Genomic DNA, 15,089 nt, shown 5'->3' with positions numbered 1-15,089 from the left:
TTAGACCTGCGCTCCCAGTTTGAAGCCCTCGGCCGCTTCGCCGGACGCACCTTCCGGGCGGGTGTAGGAGAAGCCGTCGGCGCCCACGGTGACAGCCATTTCGGACTTGTCCTCGCGTTCGATGATGGGTTGGGGGTTGCCGTCGAGGTCCAGGACCAGGGAGGCCTCGGTGTACCAGGACGGGACCACGGGGTTGCCCCACCAGTCGCGGCGCTGGTTGTCGTGGACATCCCAGGTGACGGTGGGGTTGTCCGGATCGCCGGTGTAGTAGTCCTGGGTGTAGATCTCCACGCGGTGGCCGTCCGGGTCCAGGATGTAGAGGTAGAAAGCGTTGGACACACCGTGGCGTCCGGGGCCTCGTTCGATCCGGTCTGAGATGCGCAGGGCGCCCATCTTGTCGCAGATCTGGATGATGTTGTGCTTCTCATGGGTGGAGAACGCGATGTGGTGCAGGCGGGGTCCGTTGCCGCCAGTCAGGGCGGTGTCGTGCACAGTCTGCTTGCGGTGCATCCATGCGGCGTACGTGACGCCGTCGGAATCCTTGATGTCTTCGGAGACGCGGAAGCCGAGGTCCTCCAAGTACTTGCGGCCGCGCGGGACGTCCGGGGTGACCTGGTTGAAGTGGTCCAGGCGGACCAGCTCACCGGCGGAGTAGAGGTCGTAGCGCTGGGTGAGGCGTTCCACGTGCTCCACGTCGTAGAAGAACTCGTACGGGAAGCCCAGCGGGTCCTCCACGCGGACGGAGTCGCCCACGCCCTTGGTGAAGCCTTCCTTGCGGCGCTCCACGCGGCAACCGAGCTCGCGGTAGTACGCCTCGGCGGCGTCCACCTCGGCCGGGGACTTCACCCGGTACGCGAAGGCTGCGGCTGCGGCAACGGGTCCCTTACGGAGGACCAGGTTGTGGTGGATGAACTCCTCGAAGGAGCGCAGGTAAATGGTGTTCTCGTCCTCTTCGGTGACATGCAGGCCGAGGAGGTCCACGTAGAACGCGCGGGACTTGGCGAGGTCCGTGACCACGAGTTCCAAGTAGGCGCAGCGAACAATGTCCGGTGCCGGGACTGTGGGCGTGGGGATGGGGCCGGTGAAGTTGCTCATGGGATTCTCTCTTCGTTGAAAGGGTAGGTGGGAAGCTTTAGGCGCCGAACTTGGGCGTGTGCACTGAGCCGAGCGTGATGTGCACGGCCTGCTGGTCCGTGTAGAAATCGATGGAGCGGTAGCCGCCCTCGTGGCCCAGGCCGGACGCCTTGACGCCGCCGAACGGGGTACGGAGGTCGCGGACGTTGTGGCTGTTGAGCCACACCATGCCGGCCTCCACGTTCTGGGAGAAGTTGTGGGCCCGGGTCAGGTTCTGGGTCCAGATGTAGGCCGCCAGGCCGTACTTGGTGTTGTTGGCCAAGGCGAGGGCTTCGTCGTCGTTCTCGAAGGGCGTGATGGCCACGACGGGACCGAAGATTTCTTCTTGGAAGATCCGCGCGTCAGGCGCGACGTCGGCAAACACCGTGGGTGCGATGTAGTTGCCTTCGGGCAGGTGGTCGGGCCTGCCGCCGCCGGCCAGGAGCCTGCCTTCGGACTTGCCGATCTCCACGTACGACGCCACCTTGTTGTAGTGCTCCGGGTGAACGAGCGCACCCACCTGGGTCTTGGGATCGTGGGGGTCGCCCACCACGATGTTCTTGGCCCGGGCGGCGTACTTTTCGCAGAATTCGTCGTAAATGGCGCGTTCCACCAGGATGCGGGAGCCGGCGGTGCAGCGTTCGCCGTTGAGGGAGAACACGCCGAACAGGGCCGAATCGATCGCGGCGTCCAGGTCCGCATCGGCGAACACAACGCACGGGGACTTGCCGCCGAGCTCCATGGACAGGCCCTTGAGGTTGGCTGCGGCGTTGCGGAAGATGGTCTGGCCCGTGGTGGTCTCGCCGGTGAAAGAAATCAGCGGTACGTCGGGGTGCTTCACCAGGGCGTCGCCGGCTTCCTCGCCCAAGCCGTTGACCAGGTTGAACACGCCATCAGGCAAGCCTGCGTCCTTGAAGATCTGTGCCCACAGGGAGGCGGACAATGGCGTGAACTCGGCGGGCTTGAGGACCACGGTGTTGCCGGTGGCCAGGGCCGGGGCGAGCTTCCAGGACTCCAGCATGAACGGGGTGTTCCACGGCGTAATCAGGCCCGCGACGCCGATCGGCTTGCGGTTCACGTAGTTGATCTGCGAGCCCGGGACCTTCATGGCGTCGTCGAACTGGGCCACGATCAGGTCCGCGAAGAAACGGAAGTTCTCGGCAGCGCGCAGTGCCTGGCCCTTGGCCTGGGTGATCGGCAGGCCGGTATCGAACGTTTCGAGCTCGGCGAGGCGGGCTTCCTGCGCCTCCACGGCATCGGCGATCTTGTTCAGCACCCGGGCACGCTCACGCGGCTTCATCTTCGGCCACGGGCCGTTGACGAACGCTTCGCGTGCCGCGGCCACGGCGAGGTCGATGTCTTCCTTCTGGCCTGCAGCAGCGGTGGCGTAGTTGCCGTTGGATACCGGGTCCAGGACGTCGAACGTCTTACCGGAAACGGAGTCAACAAACTCGCCGTTGATGAAGTGCTGGATGTGGGACGGCAGGTTCTCGGGAATGTAGTGCTTGGTGGTCTCTACGGAGGTCGTCATCGTTGAAGTCCTAACTAGTGATCAGGGTTTGCTAATGATCAGGGTTTGCTTGTGCGAGGTAAGCGTCCAAGGTGGCGGCCCGGTGTTGGCGGGCTGCTTTTTCAATGGTGTCGGCGTCTGCTGCGCCCTCAATGAGCTGCAGCAGGGCCTCGTGTTCGCGCACCGATTCCTGGGCGCGGCCGGGGACAAAACGGAACGTCGAGGACCTCAGCGAGGCCAGCCTGTTCCAGCCCCGGTGAACCAGGTCCAGAATGTGCGGGTTGGGGCAGTGTTCGAAAAGGACGCTGTGGAAATCCTGGTTCAACGCCGTGAAACGGACGGGGTCGAAGTGCTCCAAGCACTCCCGCATCTCCTGGTTCACCGCACGCGCCCGGGCTATGGCTACCGAGTCGATCAAGGGAGCAGACAGCGCCGTGGCCGCACCTTCCACGATGCTCAGGGTCTGCATCGTGTACAGGTACTCGGTGGGGTCGATCCCGGACACCGTGGCGCCCACGTTCCGCTCGAACTTCACCAGCCCTTCAGCTTCCAGTCGGCGGATCGCTTCCCGCACGGGAACCACGCTGAAGCCCAGGTCCTCGGCGATCTTGGCGAGCACCAGCCGGTACCCCGGTGTATAGGCGCCCTCCACGATCCGCGCCTTCACGGCCGCATAAGCCTGCTGGGACTTGCTCTCAGGATGAGCCTTCAGGGCGGCGGCGCTCTCGACGGCGGATCTTCCGACGGCGGTTTCAGCCACCGTGGGCTCCTTCCGGGCTTTGCCGGGCGGACCACTCCGCGTACCGCGCCTGCCATTCCTTGTTCATGGGGTAAAGCCCATCAACGCTGTTGCCTTCCTGGACCATCTGGAAGATGAACGTCTCTTCCTTTTCCTGGGCGATGCAGTCATCCACCAGTTCCTCGGCGATGGCCGGGGGAATCACCAGGATGCCGTCCGAATCGGCCACGATGATGTCGCCCGGCTGGACGGTGGCTCCCCCGCAGGCGATGGTGATGTCCGTATCCCACGGAATGTGCCGCCGGCCCAGCACTGCGGGGTGCGGGTTGGCGAAGTACGTGGGCATCTCCAGGTCAGCCACGGCCGAGTAATCGCGGACGCCGCCGTCGGTAATGATGGCAGCGGCACCGCGGACCTGGGCACGCAGCGCGAGGATGTCCCCCACAGTGCCGGTGCCCTTCTCGCCGCGGGCTTCCATCACCAGGATTTCGCCGTCGTTCACGGAGTCGATGGCACGTTTTTGGGCGTTGAACCCGCCGCCATGGGTCTTGAAGAGATCCTCGCGGTTGGGCACATAACGCAGGGTCCGGGCCAGGCCCACTACTTTGCGGTCCGGGCGGGTGGCCTGCAGTCCGTCGATGCTCACATTGTTCAATCCGCGCTTGCGCAGCTGGGAGGACAATGTGGCGGTGGCGACGGATTCCAGCTTCTTCTTGAGATCCGGAGTCAGCACGGAAGCATTGTCGGGAGCAGGCAGTCCGGCGGCTTCGCGCGATCCGTACGCTTCCTCCCGCTGGGTGTCATCGGTCTTGGGCCGGGCACCAAAGTCCGCGAACGGCGTCGTGCCTTCCGTTACTTTGGTGGCCAAACGGCCGCTGCTGAACTCGCCGCCGGTGACCTCAATTTCGATGACGTCACCCGGCTTGGCAACCGAAGCGCCGGCCGGGGTGCCGGTGAGGATGATGTCGCCCTCTTCGAGCGTGAGCAGTTGGGAAAGGTCCGCGACGAGCTGCGCGAACGGGAAGAGCAGGTCCTCGGTGGTGTCGTCCTGCACGAGGTCCCCGTTGTGCCAGGTACGGATCCGCAGCTGGGTGGGGTCCACGGCGTCGGCCGGAATCAGCGTGGGACCCACCGGCGTGAAGCCGTCGCCGCCCTTGGACCGGACGTTGGAGCCCTTGTCCGCGTAGCGGAGATCGTAGACGCCGAGGTCGTTGGACGCGGTGACCCCTTCGACGTGGCTCCACGCATCCTCGAGGCCAACCCGGCGCGCTGACTTGCCGATCACCAAGGCGATCTCGCCCTCGTAACCGAGCAGTTCGCAACCGGCGGGACGCTCAACAGTTCCGGGAGCATCCGCGGAGCCGAGCGCTAGAGACGAGGACGGCTTCAGGAAGTACGACGGCTGCTCGGGAGTGCGCCCGCGCTGGGCCGCGCGGCTGGGGTAGTTGATGTGGACGGCAATCACTTTGCGCGTCCGGGCCAGCATGTCCTGGCTCAGTTCCTGGGTCCGGAACTCCAGTGTCACGGCGCCTCCTCTTGGTAGAGCTGCATCAAGTACGAAATCGTATACGATAACTATGAACCGGAAACGTGATCCGCGTCAACCCCCTCTTCGCACCCAAGCAGATAACAGCTCGAACCGTTGTGAGCGTCCACAACGGCCCGAACTGCTACTTAGTTGGGGGATGCTGGGTACGTAGGTGTGGAGGAGCGGGGAAGGGAAACCATGGAGCGCAGGGACGAGCCGGAACTGTTGAGGTTTGCCGATGGCCCGGAATGGGAACACTGGCTCACCGCGAACCATGCCACTGAAGCCGAGGCCTGGCTGGTGATCGGCAAGAAGAACTCGGGCGCACGCCTCATTGAGATCCAGGATGCCCTTGACGGAGCCCTCTGCTTCGGCTGGATCGATGGCCAACGGCGCGGACACGATCAGACCACTTTCCTGCAGCGGTACTCGCGTCGCCGGGCCCGAAGTTCGTGGTCGCAGGTGAATGTGGGCAAGGTGGAAGCCCTGATCCAGGCGGGCCGCATGCAGCCGGCGGGCTTCGCCGAGATTGACGCGGCCAAAGCTGACGGCCGCTGGGAGGCGGCGTACGTTTCGCAGGCCAACGCCCAGGTTCCGGAAGACCTGAAGGCAGCCCTCGCCAGCGACGACGCCGCCAGCCAAGCCTTCGATCGGCTCGGCAAGACGGAGAGGTACCTCATCATCCTGCAGATCCTTAAGGCCCGCACTCCCCAGCTGCGCGGAAAAGCGCTGACGAAAGCTTTGGATCGCCTGGCGGAGCGCGAATAATTTGCTGGATCATCCCACCCCCGGCTGGAGCCGTTCCGCGCCGTGACGCGGGTCCGGCCACATGAGGGGCCGAATGATCCAGCAAAAAATGAGTGCATCCTGTCGGTGGCCTCCCGTAGGGTACCGGCATGGACATCATCCTTGTACCCGGTTTCTGGTTGGACGCATCGTCATGGGAGGAGGTGACCCCGCCACTGGAGGCGGCAGGGCACACGGTTCATCCGCTCACACTGCCCGGGCTGGAGTCCGCGGATTCCGACCGCGCCGGCATTGGGCTCCGAACACACATCGATGCCGTGGTGGAGAAGGTGGACTCACTGGACGGGAAGGTGGTGCTGGTGGGCCACTCGGGCGGCGGTGCCATCATTCACGGCGTGGCGGATGCCCGCCCTGACCGGGTAGCCCGGGCCATTTACGTGGACAGCGGACCGCTCGGCGAGGGCGGCGTCATCAATGATGAACTGCCCGACGACGGCGACGACCTTCCCCTGCCGCCGTGGGAGCTGTTCGAGGACGAAGACCTCATCGACATGACCGAAGACCTCAAAGCTGCCTTCCGTGCACGGGCCATCCCGGAACCCAAAGGCGTCGCCTTCGATCAGCAGCACCTCAGTGACGTCCGACGCTACGACGTCCCAGCCACGATCATCGCGTGCCAGTTCCCGTCGTCGCTCCTCAAAGAATGGATGGACGCCGGGCACCCGTTCACGGCCGAGCTCGCCAGGATCCGGGAAGTGGACTACATCGACCTGCCCACGGGCCACTGGCCACAGTTCACCAAGCCGAAGGAACTGGGCGAAGCCATCCTGACGGCCGTAAACAGCATTAGCTAGGGAGCCGCACCGCTACGGGCGGGGCGGTGTGTTGGTCGCCGGTCCTTCCGGGGCCGCTCCGCCCTCGCCCGTCCAGTCACTGCCTGTGGTGTCATCCAGGGCCGGATCAGACACAACATCCGACTTGATGGTGGGCACAGTCCTGGCTCCGGAGGATGAGTCGGTGTGCTGGCCGGATTTGGGGGTGGCAATACCCGGGAACATGGTCTCCGCCTTCTCCATCAGCTTCTTACCTGCCTCATACAGGTTGTCCAGGATGTCCGGAACCGACTCCTGGACGGCTTCGGTGGCTTGATGGACGTTCTCTTGGACGTCCGGGTTCTTCCAGACCTTTTCCGTGCCTCCGCGGATCCGCCGGTACACCTCCGGCCAGGACTTCGATCCCCACACGTAGCCCACAGCCACGCCAACGGCGAACAATGCTTTGCCTTTCACAGCAATCACTCCTTCCGAGGTGTTTATCCAATGACAGTAGTCCGGCGGGCGGCACCATGTCACCTGCGCCAAGCCCAGGGTCCGGCAAAAGGGGATTTGCTGAAATAAAAAGCCCGACTAAACTGTTATGCCATCCAGCGAACAATCGCAGGCATCCCGCATCTCAACCCGAGGAGTGAAAGCCATGGGACTGGGCGACAAAATCAAGAACGCTGCCGAAGAAGCGGTGGGCAAGGTCAAGGAAAAGGCCGGCGAAACGTCAGGCAACCCGGATCTTCAAGCCGAGGGGCAGGCCGAGCAATCGGCAGCGAATCTCAAGCAGGCCGGCGAGAAAGTCAAGGACGCCGCCAAGGACATCAAGGACTCACTGGGTGGCCACTAGGCCGCCAATTCGCGCGAGGCGGGCCCTTGAGGCAAGGTCACCCTAATAGACAGGTTACTTGCTACTAGTCTCTCGAGCCGCTAGCGTTACTGGTGTAGTACCGAGTCTGACCCAATCGGCAGGAGTGCTTTATTGGCTGCATTTCACAAATTCATCGGGGTTGCGTAAAGAGTTCCACTCCCCCACATTCCATAGGGCCTGCAAGGGCCCCATTACGGTGCCTACAACTTGGAACAGGCACCCGGTGAAATTACTCGCTTCATCACGTTCATGGAATTTCCATTGACAAGAAAGTAGGAGCAAAAATGGGTTTCTTTGGTTTTCTTCTGCTGGGCCTCCTGGCCGGCGCTATCGCAAAACTTATTCTTCCCGGCCGCCAGGGTGGCGGCTGGTTCGTAACTCTTCTGTTGGGCGTCGTCGGCGCTCTTCTGGGCGGCTGGATCGGCGGGCTGATCTTCGGCACCGGACTGCAGGAGTTCTTCTCCCTCACCACGTGGCTCCTGGCCATCGGCGGCTCCATCATCGTGCTGCTGATCTACGGCCTGGTTACTGGCCGCAAGGCCTCTCATGGCTGATCACCAGAACCACAATGCCAAGGACGATGACCTTGAGGGCCAATACTCCGAGGGGGACTACGGCGATGCCGGCGTCTCTCCGGAAACGCTGAAGGATGACGCCGGCGGTGACTACACCGAAGGTGACTACGCCGAGAAGACGGTTCCTTCGGCTGACGCCGAGTTGGACGAACACAACACGGAAGACACCCCCAAGGACCGGCCATTCTCATCCGAACCGGATGACGAAGCTTCTGGTTCCAGCAGGCCGTAATACCTGAACACCGTATTTACTGGACAAGTCCAAGAGCCCGGAGGCTGCAGCTGCAGCCCCCGGGCTCTTGCGTTGTCCGGGCTCTTGCGTCGTCCGGCCTGATACTTTCGGGCAAGGATTGTTGGGCCATCAGTGCAGTGGCCCGCGTAGCGTCGGTGCAAGGAATGGAGGCAACTGTGCAGGAATGGAACCGGGCCGTGGAATTGATCGAGCATGATCTGACGGCCAACGTGGAGGTGAGCACCCTGGCCCGGACCGCCTTGACGTCCGAGTATCACTTCCGGCGGATGTTCTCCTCCTTGGCGGGTCTTCCCATCTCGGAGTACATCCGCAGGAGGAGGCTCACGGCAGCCACTGCGGAAATCCTTGAGGGCGGAACAGTCCTGGACGTCGCGGTCCGCTACGGATATGGCTCGGCGGAAGCGTTCGCGCGGGCGTTCAAGGCCATGCATGGGCTCACGCCGTCCGAGGCACGGCAACCCGGCGCCGTTCTCCATTCCCAACCTCAGCTGAGGTTCCACCTCCGAGTCGAAGGGAATACCGACATGAAGCACCGCATCGAAGACAAACCTGCTTTCCGCCTCATAGGACTGAAAGCACGCGTCCCCCTGGTCCACAAAGGACCCAACCAGGCCATCATCGACTTTCAGAGGAGCCTGGATCCGGCCGTCACCCAGCACATGCTCGATTTTGCGGATATACAACCGTCCGGCCCGGTGTCGGTGACTGACAACATCGACGAGCGGCGGAGCGAAGGCAGCGAGCTGGACTACTGGCACGCCGTCGCCTCCAGCCGGCCGCCGCAGGAAGGCTTTGACACGTTGGAAGTCCCGGCCGGGCTGTGGGTGGTGTTCGAGGCAGAAGGGAAGTTCCCCGAGGTTCTGCAGCGGATGTGGGCCGATGCCGCCACCGAATGGTTCCCGGCCAACCCGTACAGGTGGGTGCCCGGTCCTGAGATGCTCAGCGTCCAGGTGGAGCCCGGGGGAACGCATGGCAGCGGACAGCTCTGGATTCCCATCGAACGGGAAGAAGGCGCTACGTCTTGAGTGTTTTCGCTTTGACCATGAGGAACAGTCCGTAGGCGATGAGCCCTACGGCCACCGCGGCCAGCAGGTACGGACCATATGGCTGCTCCTTCAACGCCTTCAAGCTGCCGTCCAGCCCGGTGGACTGCTCGGGTTGGGCGCGCACGGCGGCAATGACCACCAGGAGGCCCACCAGAAAGAGGGCAATCCCCTTGGCGATATAGCCCACAACCCCTACGCCCAGCTGGAACTTGCGGACCGTCCGGGCGGATGACAGTGAAATGTCCTTCTTGAAGGTCTGCCGGAAACCCCGCACCGCGAACACGATGCCCGTGATGGCAATACCCGCCCCGATGGCGACCAGCAGGAACACCCCGAACGGCGCCTTCATGAGGGTCACGGTCACATCGGTGGTGGACTCGCGGCTGTTCTGCCCCTTGCCGACGATGAAGGAAATGATGGTGGTGGCAAGGGCGGCGAAAACGATCGCCTGCCCCACGGCGGAGAGCCTTTTGCCAAGCTTGTTGTCCGAATCTCTTTTGTACCCAAGAAGTGCGTTGCTCAACTGCCACACGGCGAGCGCCGCGCAGGCGGCAAAACAGGCCCAGAGCAGGAAGGGTCCTGCGGGTTGCCTGGCCAGCGACGCCACGGCTCCCGAGACATCGGCCTCGCCAACGCGCCCGAAGGCCAGTTGCAGGGCGATTGCGCCGATGAGGACATGCAGCAAACCACTGACGGCGTAGCCTGCCCGGGCAACAATCTCGAAGGATCGCGAGTTCGCAGCATCCTCAGCCACATCAGCGGCCTTGCGGATCTCTTCTTTGATGGCAAGCCTCCTTATTTTTGGTTCTGGTCTCCATCGTCCCTTAAAACGACGTCGGGCAGGCACCCTGGGTGCCTGCCCGACTCAAATTTTTCGGGTCCTAGAAGCCGCAGACCGATTGCGGCCAAATGCTCCGGAGGCCTACGCCGAGCGGGTTGAACTGTTCACGGACGGCCACCACTGCCCGGGCCTGGCCCAGAACTTCACCTGCATGGCGGACAGCTTCCGCGGTGCCGGCAAAGGCGTCGGACTTCACGTGGGCAGCGCCGGTGCGTGAGGACGTGGCGGTGATCTGGTCAGTCATTTCGGTGGTCCTTCCTGGAAGCTCCCATCAGCGGATTGGCTGATGTTTCAACCATCGGATGGGGTCCTCAAGAACCACGCCGGGTCATCTCAAGATTGGCTCAAGAATCCAGCCGCCACCCTCAGCTGGCGAACGACACTTCCAGTACCTGCCCTGAGCCCAAGGTGAGGCGGGCGCTGACGCGGTGGCCGGCGTCGTGCAGGGTGAAAGTCACAGGAGGCACGACGGCGGGAGGCACCCACGTGGGCGCCTCACCCCCGAGGTACACCAGCGAGGCGAAACAGTTGCGGCTGCCGGTCAGCTGTCCTTCCAGGTAGCCGCATGCGGCGTGCCCACCGAGTGGTGAGACGCCTTCCGCCCTGTAGATGCCGCCGCCCGTGTAGCCATGAAGTGGCCAGATGGCTGCCTGCAGGTGACCGTTGCTGAGTATGCCCTGACGGTCCCGCAGTGGCGAGGCTCCGGCGAGCGCGTAGCCGCCATCGCGGACCGTCAGCCCGGAATCGGCTTCCACAACATGCACCCGCAGCTCATAGCCGCCGGCCGCTGCGGTGCCCGTCGCCACCCGCCATGGAGACAGGGCAGGGTCATCTCCGTTCCACACGGGGGCGTGCCAACTGGCCGCTTGATTGTTCGATGCCCCGAGGCGGTGGATCCTGGCGCGGCGGCTGGGAGTGCCGGACTGGTTGAGGATGGCGAAGTGGTTATCGACCGGATCGCGGGTGAACATCGGTGCCGTGTGGCTGGAGTAGGCGAGGCGGCGGTACAGGGGATCATCAGGGCCCGGCGCGTAATACTTGTCGCTGCCGTGGTTGAGCAGCCGCGCTATGCCATCGCCGGCTGTGGAGTGGAGCAGGTAATTGGGTGCCTCCGCGTGCTTGAGTCCGTCCCCTGCTTCCGACGGCGAAGGCTCCTCCACAGCGGTCCACACGGGGTGGTCCGGGGGAAGGAGCAGCCCGACGAAGGCTTTGGATGTCCAGTACGGCGAGGCGGGGCCGGAGTACTCCTGGGTCATGGGTTCAAAAGCGCCAAGCCACCCAAGGGACGGCAGCCCGCGGTCGTAAGCTCCGTTGTCCAGGAAGTACTTGGCCGCGCCGCTGGCGATCCGCCGGGTCTGACCAGGGGTCAGTGGCGTTGCGGAGACGGCCTCGCCCATGAACAGTGGCGCCACGGCCGCGAAGCGGTAGATCAGGGAACGGCCATGGAAGACCGGGGCCCCGTTGGAGCCGAAAAACCTGACGTGGTCCTCCAGGAATGCCGCGAGCCGGGTCCGGTAGACCTCCATCCGCGGCGCTGCCTCCGGGTGACGGTTCGCGGCAAACTCTGCCCAGAGGATGGGGTAGAGGTGCATGGCCCAACCGCAGTAGTAGTCGAAGAAGTCCCCGGTGCCATTGTTATCGCCGTCGCGGTACCAGCCCCCGCCCGCATACCAGTCCTCCAGCCTCTTCAGGCCGTGGTCAATCTGTGCAGCGTTGTGTTCCAACCCGGCACCGGCCAGGAATTCGGCAATCATCACCTGGAACAGCACCCAGTTGTTGTCCACGCAGATGCTGGTGGAGGAACCCTGCAGCCAAGCGGCCACCTGGGATTGCTGTTGGGTGGTCAATGTATCCCACAGCCAGGTTTTGGTCAGTTGAAGACCCAGGACAAGGGACGCAGCTTCCACCATGGGCTGCGAGCGGTCACGGATGGGTGGCCACTCTTCAGGACCGCCCGCCCGCGTTCCCTCCAGCAGGCCTTCGCGGTAGAACTCCAAGTGGCCCTGGGGATCGCTGCCGCGCTCGCCTGCCACGCGAAAGGCTGCCATCAGGAACGTGCGGGCGAATCCTTCCAGACCATCGGACATAACGCCCGACGACGACGGCCTGCCGCCCAGGCGAATGGTCGCCTTCCGGGGCGAAAAGTAAGGACGCACCGCGAGCAACTGCTGGTCTGCGAAGGCAACCCAGTGTTCCCGCGTCCATCCGGTGATGGGGCTGAGGTCATCATCCGGGGCGGGCATGGTGAAGCCGATGGCCATAAGTCTCCTGCGGGGTGTAGTTCCAGCTTCATTACAGTAAGTTGCCCCGGCTTGGCGCGGGGTGAACTGAACAATAGTGAACGCACTCTACGTGATGCAGCTCACATAAATTTCACCGTGAGGAATCCCTGCCGGGCTACGTCCTATTCATGACGGCGCAAAAGAACGCCGCACACAACGGACAGGAGCGATTGCCATGACGATCCAGACCCACACCCCCGCAGACGTCCCCGCAAAGAACACCCCGGCCGCCACCCCGGCGTCGGCACAGGATAAGACGGCACGGGACCTGACAGCCCAGGACAAAGGCAAGGACGGCCGGGGAGCAACCACTGTGGCTGACGGCGTCGTAGCCAAGATCGCCGGCATCGCCATCCAGGAAATCCCCGGCGTCCACGCCCTGGGCGGCGGCGCGGCCCGCGCAATCGGAAACCTCCGCGAAAAGGTTGGACAGAAGGACCTCACGCAGGGCGTCAGCGTGGAAGTTGGACAGACCCAGGTGGCGGTGGACGTCACCCTGGTTGTTGAATACCCGCACCCGCTCCAGGAAGTGGCAGACAACGCCCGCGACGCCGTGTACACGGCCATCGAAGACCTGGTGGGCATGGAAGTCACCGAAGTGAACATCACCATCACGGACATCCACGTGCCGTCCGAGGACTCCGAGGCCGATGACGCCACCCGTGAGCCGAGGGTCGCATGAGCCCCACAGTTACCGGCATGGCCGTAGGAGCGGTCCTGGCACTGGCCGGACTGGCCTTCGGATTTTGGGGACTGCTGCTGACAGCGCTGTTCGTAGGAATCGGGGCTGTGCTGGGCCGCTCCGCCGAGGGAAAGCTTGACCTGGGCGGGGTGCTGGATGCCCTGCGGGGCAAGCGCTCCTCCTCATGACCAGCCAGGCCGGCGGCCCGGCATCCGAAAAAAGGGCCGGGCACACCCGGATTGCCCGCACCGCGCTCCGCAAAACGGTGGAAACCATGACGGCACGCGCTTTCGGAGTGGGTGGGAGCAACGTCACCGCTGACCTGGAAGACGACTCCGGAAAGCTGGGAGTCCGGCTTTCGGTCCAGTTGGCGCTCCCGCCGCTCCTGGCGCCGCGGAAAGGTGCTGCCACCGTTTTTGACCAGGCACAGGCTGCGCGGGCAGAACTCGTGGCCCGCAGCATGGAACTCACCGGCATGGAGCTGGGCCGGGTAGACATCCGGCTCACCGGCGCAAAGCCGGCACAGCTCAAGGAAAGCCAGTCCAAGGAAAGGAGGGTGCAGTGAAGCAGGATCGAAGTATCCGGCGCATGATCCGGCGGGAGACGCACTCTTCCAGGTCAGTCCCGTCCATCGTGGCCGCCTCCATCCTCCTGGTCACGTTCCTCTGGCTGGCGTTGGAATCCGTGCTGTGGCTCCTCAAGGAACAGCCCCTGCTTGCAAGCCCGGCCCAGCTGCGGCAGTGGCTGCTTGACCTTCCTGCCAACACCATCCCGGCGGGCATGACCGCCGCTGGTGTTGGCCTGGGGATTCTGGGGCTGCTGGTGATCGGCACGGCGGTAGGCAAGGGACGCCGGCCCAGGCGCGCCCTGGCCAGCCACCGCATGGCAACGGTGGTGGATGACGACGTCATCGCCGCCGCCGTAGCCAGCAAAACCCGCCTAGCAGCTGGCCTGGCGCCAGGGCAGGTGACCACCACGGTGGGTGGACAGTCCGTACGGGTCCAGGTGCGTCCGACGTCGGGCGTTCCGCTGCACCTTGAGTCCATCACAACAGCGCTCGACGCCGAACTGGCCGCCTATGGGCTGAACCGGCCGGTCAAGCGCAACGTACGGGTACTGAACGAAGGAGCCGTGGGGCAATGAGAAGGACCAACCGTGCTGTGAACCGCATCCTGCTCACCATCGTGGGCCTTGCAATTCTGGGCGCCGGAGCCGCACTCATCGCGGCCGGAACCCTGCCGGGAGCATCGGACACATGGTGGGCAATTGGCTCCAACCTGACGGATCAAGCCCGCAGCCTTGCCGGCAATGCACCCGGGCCTGGCCCGGTGCGGAGCTGGTGGCTGGCCGCCGGCATAGCAGTCCTGCTGCTGGCCGCCGCACTGAGCGCCGCCTGGCTGGCGTCCCAGGGTGGCGGACGAACACCCCGTCTGGCAGAGGAATCCGACGGGACCCACGGCCGGACCGTGGTGGATGTGGGACTCATCTCCGCAGCAGTACACGAGGCTCTGAAGGGCAACAAGGACGTTCTGTCCGCCTCAGTCTCCGCTTGGGAATCACGGAGCGGGACGGCGCTGCGGCTCCGCATGCAAGCCCGCAAGGGAACCTCACCCCGCGAGCTTGCCGATACCGCCGAAGAACTCGTCCAGGGAATCGACGCGTGGCTGGGCCATCCAATACCGGTCCTGGTCCGAATTACCAGCGGCGCCCGGAGCCGGGTGTCCGGTTCGCGTCGTGCCCGGTGACCGCCTTTTATCAGTCACCGCAGTAAGAACAGCTTCTTTACCGAATAAAACCGGCGCGGCCCTCAATGACCGCGCATGACAAGAAAAGGGAACACCATGGGTATCAACGACAAGATCAACAACGCAGCCACCGAACACCTGGGCGCTGCCAAGGAAGGCGCAGGCAAGCTCACCGGCGATCAGTCCCTGGAGCGCGAAGGCCAGCAGGACCAAGCCCAGGCCAAGCTCCAGCAGGCCGGCGAAAAGGTCAAGGATGCTGCAGCGGACATCAGCGAAAACATCAAGGATGCCGCCCAGAAGCTCAAAGAAGGCTTCACCAACAAGTAGTCCTTGGGC

General features: G+C 63.9%; 20 protein-coding genes. 12 read left to right on the top strand and 8 right to left on the bottom strand.

Features of this window, described 5'->3' with window-relative positions; genetic code table 11:
• From hpaD to BMY91_RS17390, 4 genes are read right to left on the bottom strand one after another with little or no spacing between them, the layout of a single operon-like run.
• Positions 1–1,095 (bottom strand): 3,4-dihydroxyphenylacetate 2,3-dioxygenase, encoded by a 1,095-nt coding sequence (gene hpaD, locus BMY91_RS17405; protein ID WP_062072563.1) that lies wholly within the window; start codon positions 1,093–1,095, stop codon positions 1–3.
• Positions 1,096–1,132: 37 nt separating this feature from the next.
• Positions 1,133–2,644 carry a 5-carboxymethyl-2-hydroxymuconate semialdehyde dehydrogenase gene (gene hpaE, locus BMY91_RS17400; RefSeq protein WP_062072561.1) on the bottom strand — a complete coding sequence of 504 codons (1,512 nt, stop codon included), beginning with the start codon at positions 2,642–2,644 and terminating at the stop codon, positions 1,133–1,135.
• Positions 2,645–2,675: 31 nt separating this feature from the next.
• Positions 2,676–3,383, bottom strand: coding sequence for a GntR family transcriptional regulator (locus tag BMY91_RS17395; RefSeq protein ID WP_090824198.1), 708 nt, complete (start codon positions 3,381–3,383; stop codon positions 2,676–2,678).
• Positions 3,376–4,887 carry a fumarylacetoacetate hydrolase family protein gene (locus tag BMY91_RS17390; RefSeq protein ID WP_090824196.1) on the bottom strand — a complete coding sequence of 504 codons (1,512 nt, stop codon included), beginning with the start codon at positions 4,885–4,887 and terminating at the stop codon, positions 3,376–3,378. Before BMY91_RS17390 ends, BMY91_RS17395 begins: the two co-directional genes overlap by 8 nt.
• 201 nt (positions 4,888–5,088) lie before the next feature.
• On the opposite strand from BMY91_RS17390, the gene BMY91_RS17385 reads away from it, so the two are divergent.
• Complete coding sequence (locus BMY91_RS17385; RefSeq protein WP_090824194.1) at positions 5,089–5,658, top strand: YdeI/OmpD-associated family protein; 570 nt, start codon at positions 5,089–5,091, stop codon at positions 5,656–5,658.
• Between the two features lie 128 nt (positions 5,659–5,786).
• On the top strand, positions 5,787–6,491 hold the full coding sequence (locus BMY91_RS17380) for an alpha/beta fold hydrolase (protein ID WP_090824193.1): 705 nt from the start codon (positions 5,787–5,789) through the stop codon (positions 6,489–6,491).
• A gap of 12 nt (positions 6,492–6,503) precedes the next feature.
• On the opposite strand, the gene BMY91_RS17375 is transcribed toward BMY91_RS17380, so the two are convergent.
• Complete coding sequence (locus tag BMY91_RS17375) at positions 6,504–6,926, bottom strand: YtxH domain-containing protein (RefSeq protein ID WP_090824191.1); 423 nt, start codon at positions 6,924–6,926, stop codon at positions 6,504–6,506.
• Positions 6,927–7,110: 184 nt separating this feature from the next.
• Between BMY91_RS17375 and BMY91_RS17370 the strand changes: the two genes are divergently transcribed.
• From BMY91_RS17370 to BMY91_RS17355, 4 genes are all read left to right on the top strand, one after another.
• Positions 7,111–7,308, top strand: coding sequence for a CsbD family protein (locus BMY91_RS17370; RefSeq protein ID WP_090824189.1), 198 nt, complete (start codon positions 7,111–7,113; stop codon positions 7,306–7,308).
• 305 nt (positions 7,309–7,613) lie between these two features.
• Positions 7,614–7,883, top strand: a complete 270-nt coding sequence (locus tag BMY91_RS17365) for a GlsB/YeaQ/YmgE family stress response membrane protein (protein WP_090824187.1) — start codon at positions 7,614–7,616, stop codon at positions 7,881–7,883.
• Positions 7,876–8,136: a hypothetical protein gene (locus BMY91_RS17360; protein ID WP_090824185.1), complete on the top strand. Its 261-nt coding sequence runs from the start codon at positions 7,876–7,878 to the stop codon at positions 8,134–8,136. Before BMY91_RS17365 ends, BMY91_RS17360 begins: the two co-directional genes overlap by 8 nt.
• Before the next feature lie 176 nt (positions 8,137–8,312).
• On the top strand, positions 8,313–9,182 hold the full coding sequence (locus tag BMY91_RS17355; RefSeq protein ID WP_090824183.1) for an AraC family transcriptional regulator: 870 nt from the start codon (positions 8,313–8,315) through the stop codon (positions 9,180–9,182).
• Here the strand turns inward: BMY91_RS17355 and BMY91_RS17350 are convergent.
• From BMY91_RS17350 to BMY91_RS17340, 3 genes are all read right to left on the bottom strand, one after another.
• On the bottom strand, positions 9,172–9,975 hold the full coding sequence (locus BMY91_RS17350) for a DUF1206 domain-containing protein (RefSeq protein WP_090824511.1): 804 nt from the start codon (positions 9,973–9,975) through the stop codon (positions 9,172–9,174). The genes BMY91_RS17355 and BMY91_RS17350 overlap by 11 nt on opposite strands.
• A 109-nt stretch (positions 9,976–10,084) precedes the next feature.
• Positions 10,085–10,288 (bottom strand): hypothetical protein, encoded by a 204-nt coding sequence (locus BMY91_RS17345; protein WP_090824181.1) that lies wholly within the window; start codon positions 10,286–10,288, stop codon positions 10,085–10,087.
• A 121-nt stretch (positions 10,289–10,409) separates the two neighbouring features.
• Complete coding sequence (locus BMY91_RS17340) at positions 10,410–12,305, bottom strand: DUF2264 domain-containing protein (RefSeq protein ID WP_090824179.1); 1,896 nt, start codon at positions 12,303–12,305, stop codon at positions 10,410–10,412.
• Between the two features lie 196 nt (positions 12,306–12,501).
• On the opposite strand from BMY91_RS17340, the gene BMY91_RS17335 reads away from it, so the two are divergent.
• The 6 genes from BMY91_RS17335 (at position 12,502) to BMY91_RS17310 (ending at position 15,080) form a co-directional block, all read left to right on the top strand.
• Positions 12,502–13,008: an Asp23/Gls24 family envelope stress response protein gene (locus BMY91_RS17335; RefSeq protein WP_090824177.1), complete on the top strand. Its 507-nt coding sequence runs from the start codon at positions 12,502–12,504 to the stop codon at positions 13,006–13,008.
• A complete protein-coding gene (locus BMY91_RS17330; RefSeq protein WP_024818603.1) occupies positions 13,005–13,196 on the top strand; it encodes a DUF2273 domain-containing protein in 192 nt (63 codons plus the stop codon). Before BMY91_RS17335 ends, BMY91_RS17330 begins: the two co-directional genes overlap by 4 nt.
• Positions 13,193–13,573: a hypothetical protein gene (locus BMY91_RS17325; RefSeq protein WP_090824175.1), complete on the top strand. Its 381-nt coding sequence runs from the start codon at positions 13,193–13,195 to the stop codon at positions 13,571–13,573. The genes BMY91_RS17330 and BMY91_RS17325 overlap by 4 nt, the downstream gene beginning before the upstream one ends.
• A complete protein-coding gene (locus tag BMY91_RS17320) occupies positions 13,570–14,151 on the top strand; it encodes a hypothetical protein (RefSeq protein ID WP_090824172.1) in 582 nt (193 codons plus the stop codon). The genes BMY91_RS17325 and BMY91_RS17320 overlap by 4 nt, the downstream gene beginning before the upstream one ends.
• Positions 14,148–14,753 (top strand): hypothetical protein, encoded by a 606-nt coding sequence (locus tag BMY91_RS17315; protein WP_090824170.1) that lies wholly within the window; start codon positions 14,148–14,150, stop codon positions 14,751–14,753. Before BMY91_RS17320 ends, BMY91_RS17315 begins: the two co-directional genes overlap by 4 nt.
• Positions 14,754–14,849: 96 nt before the next feature.
• The gene (locus BMY91_RS17310; RefSeq protein ID WP_090824168.1) at positions 14,850–15,080 is read left to right on the top strand and encodes a CsbD family protein; all 231 of its coding nucleotides are present in this window, start codon (positions 14,850–14,852) and stop codon (positions 15,078–15,080) included.
• The last annotated feature ends 9 nt before the right edge of the window (positions 15,081–15,089 follow it).

The organism is Arthrobacter sp. yr096, assembly GCF_900108925.1.
Classification (GTDB): domain Bacteria; phylum Actinomycetota; class Actinomycetes; order Actinomycetales; family Micrococcaceae; genus Arthrobacter.
This window is presented reverse-complemented; position numbering and strand designations above follow the sequence as displayed.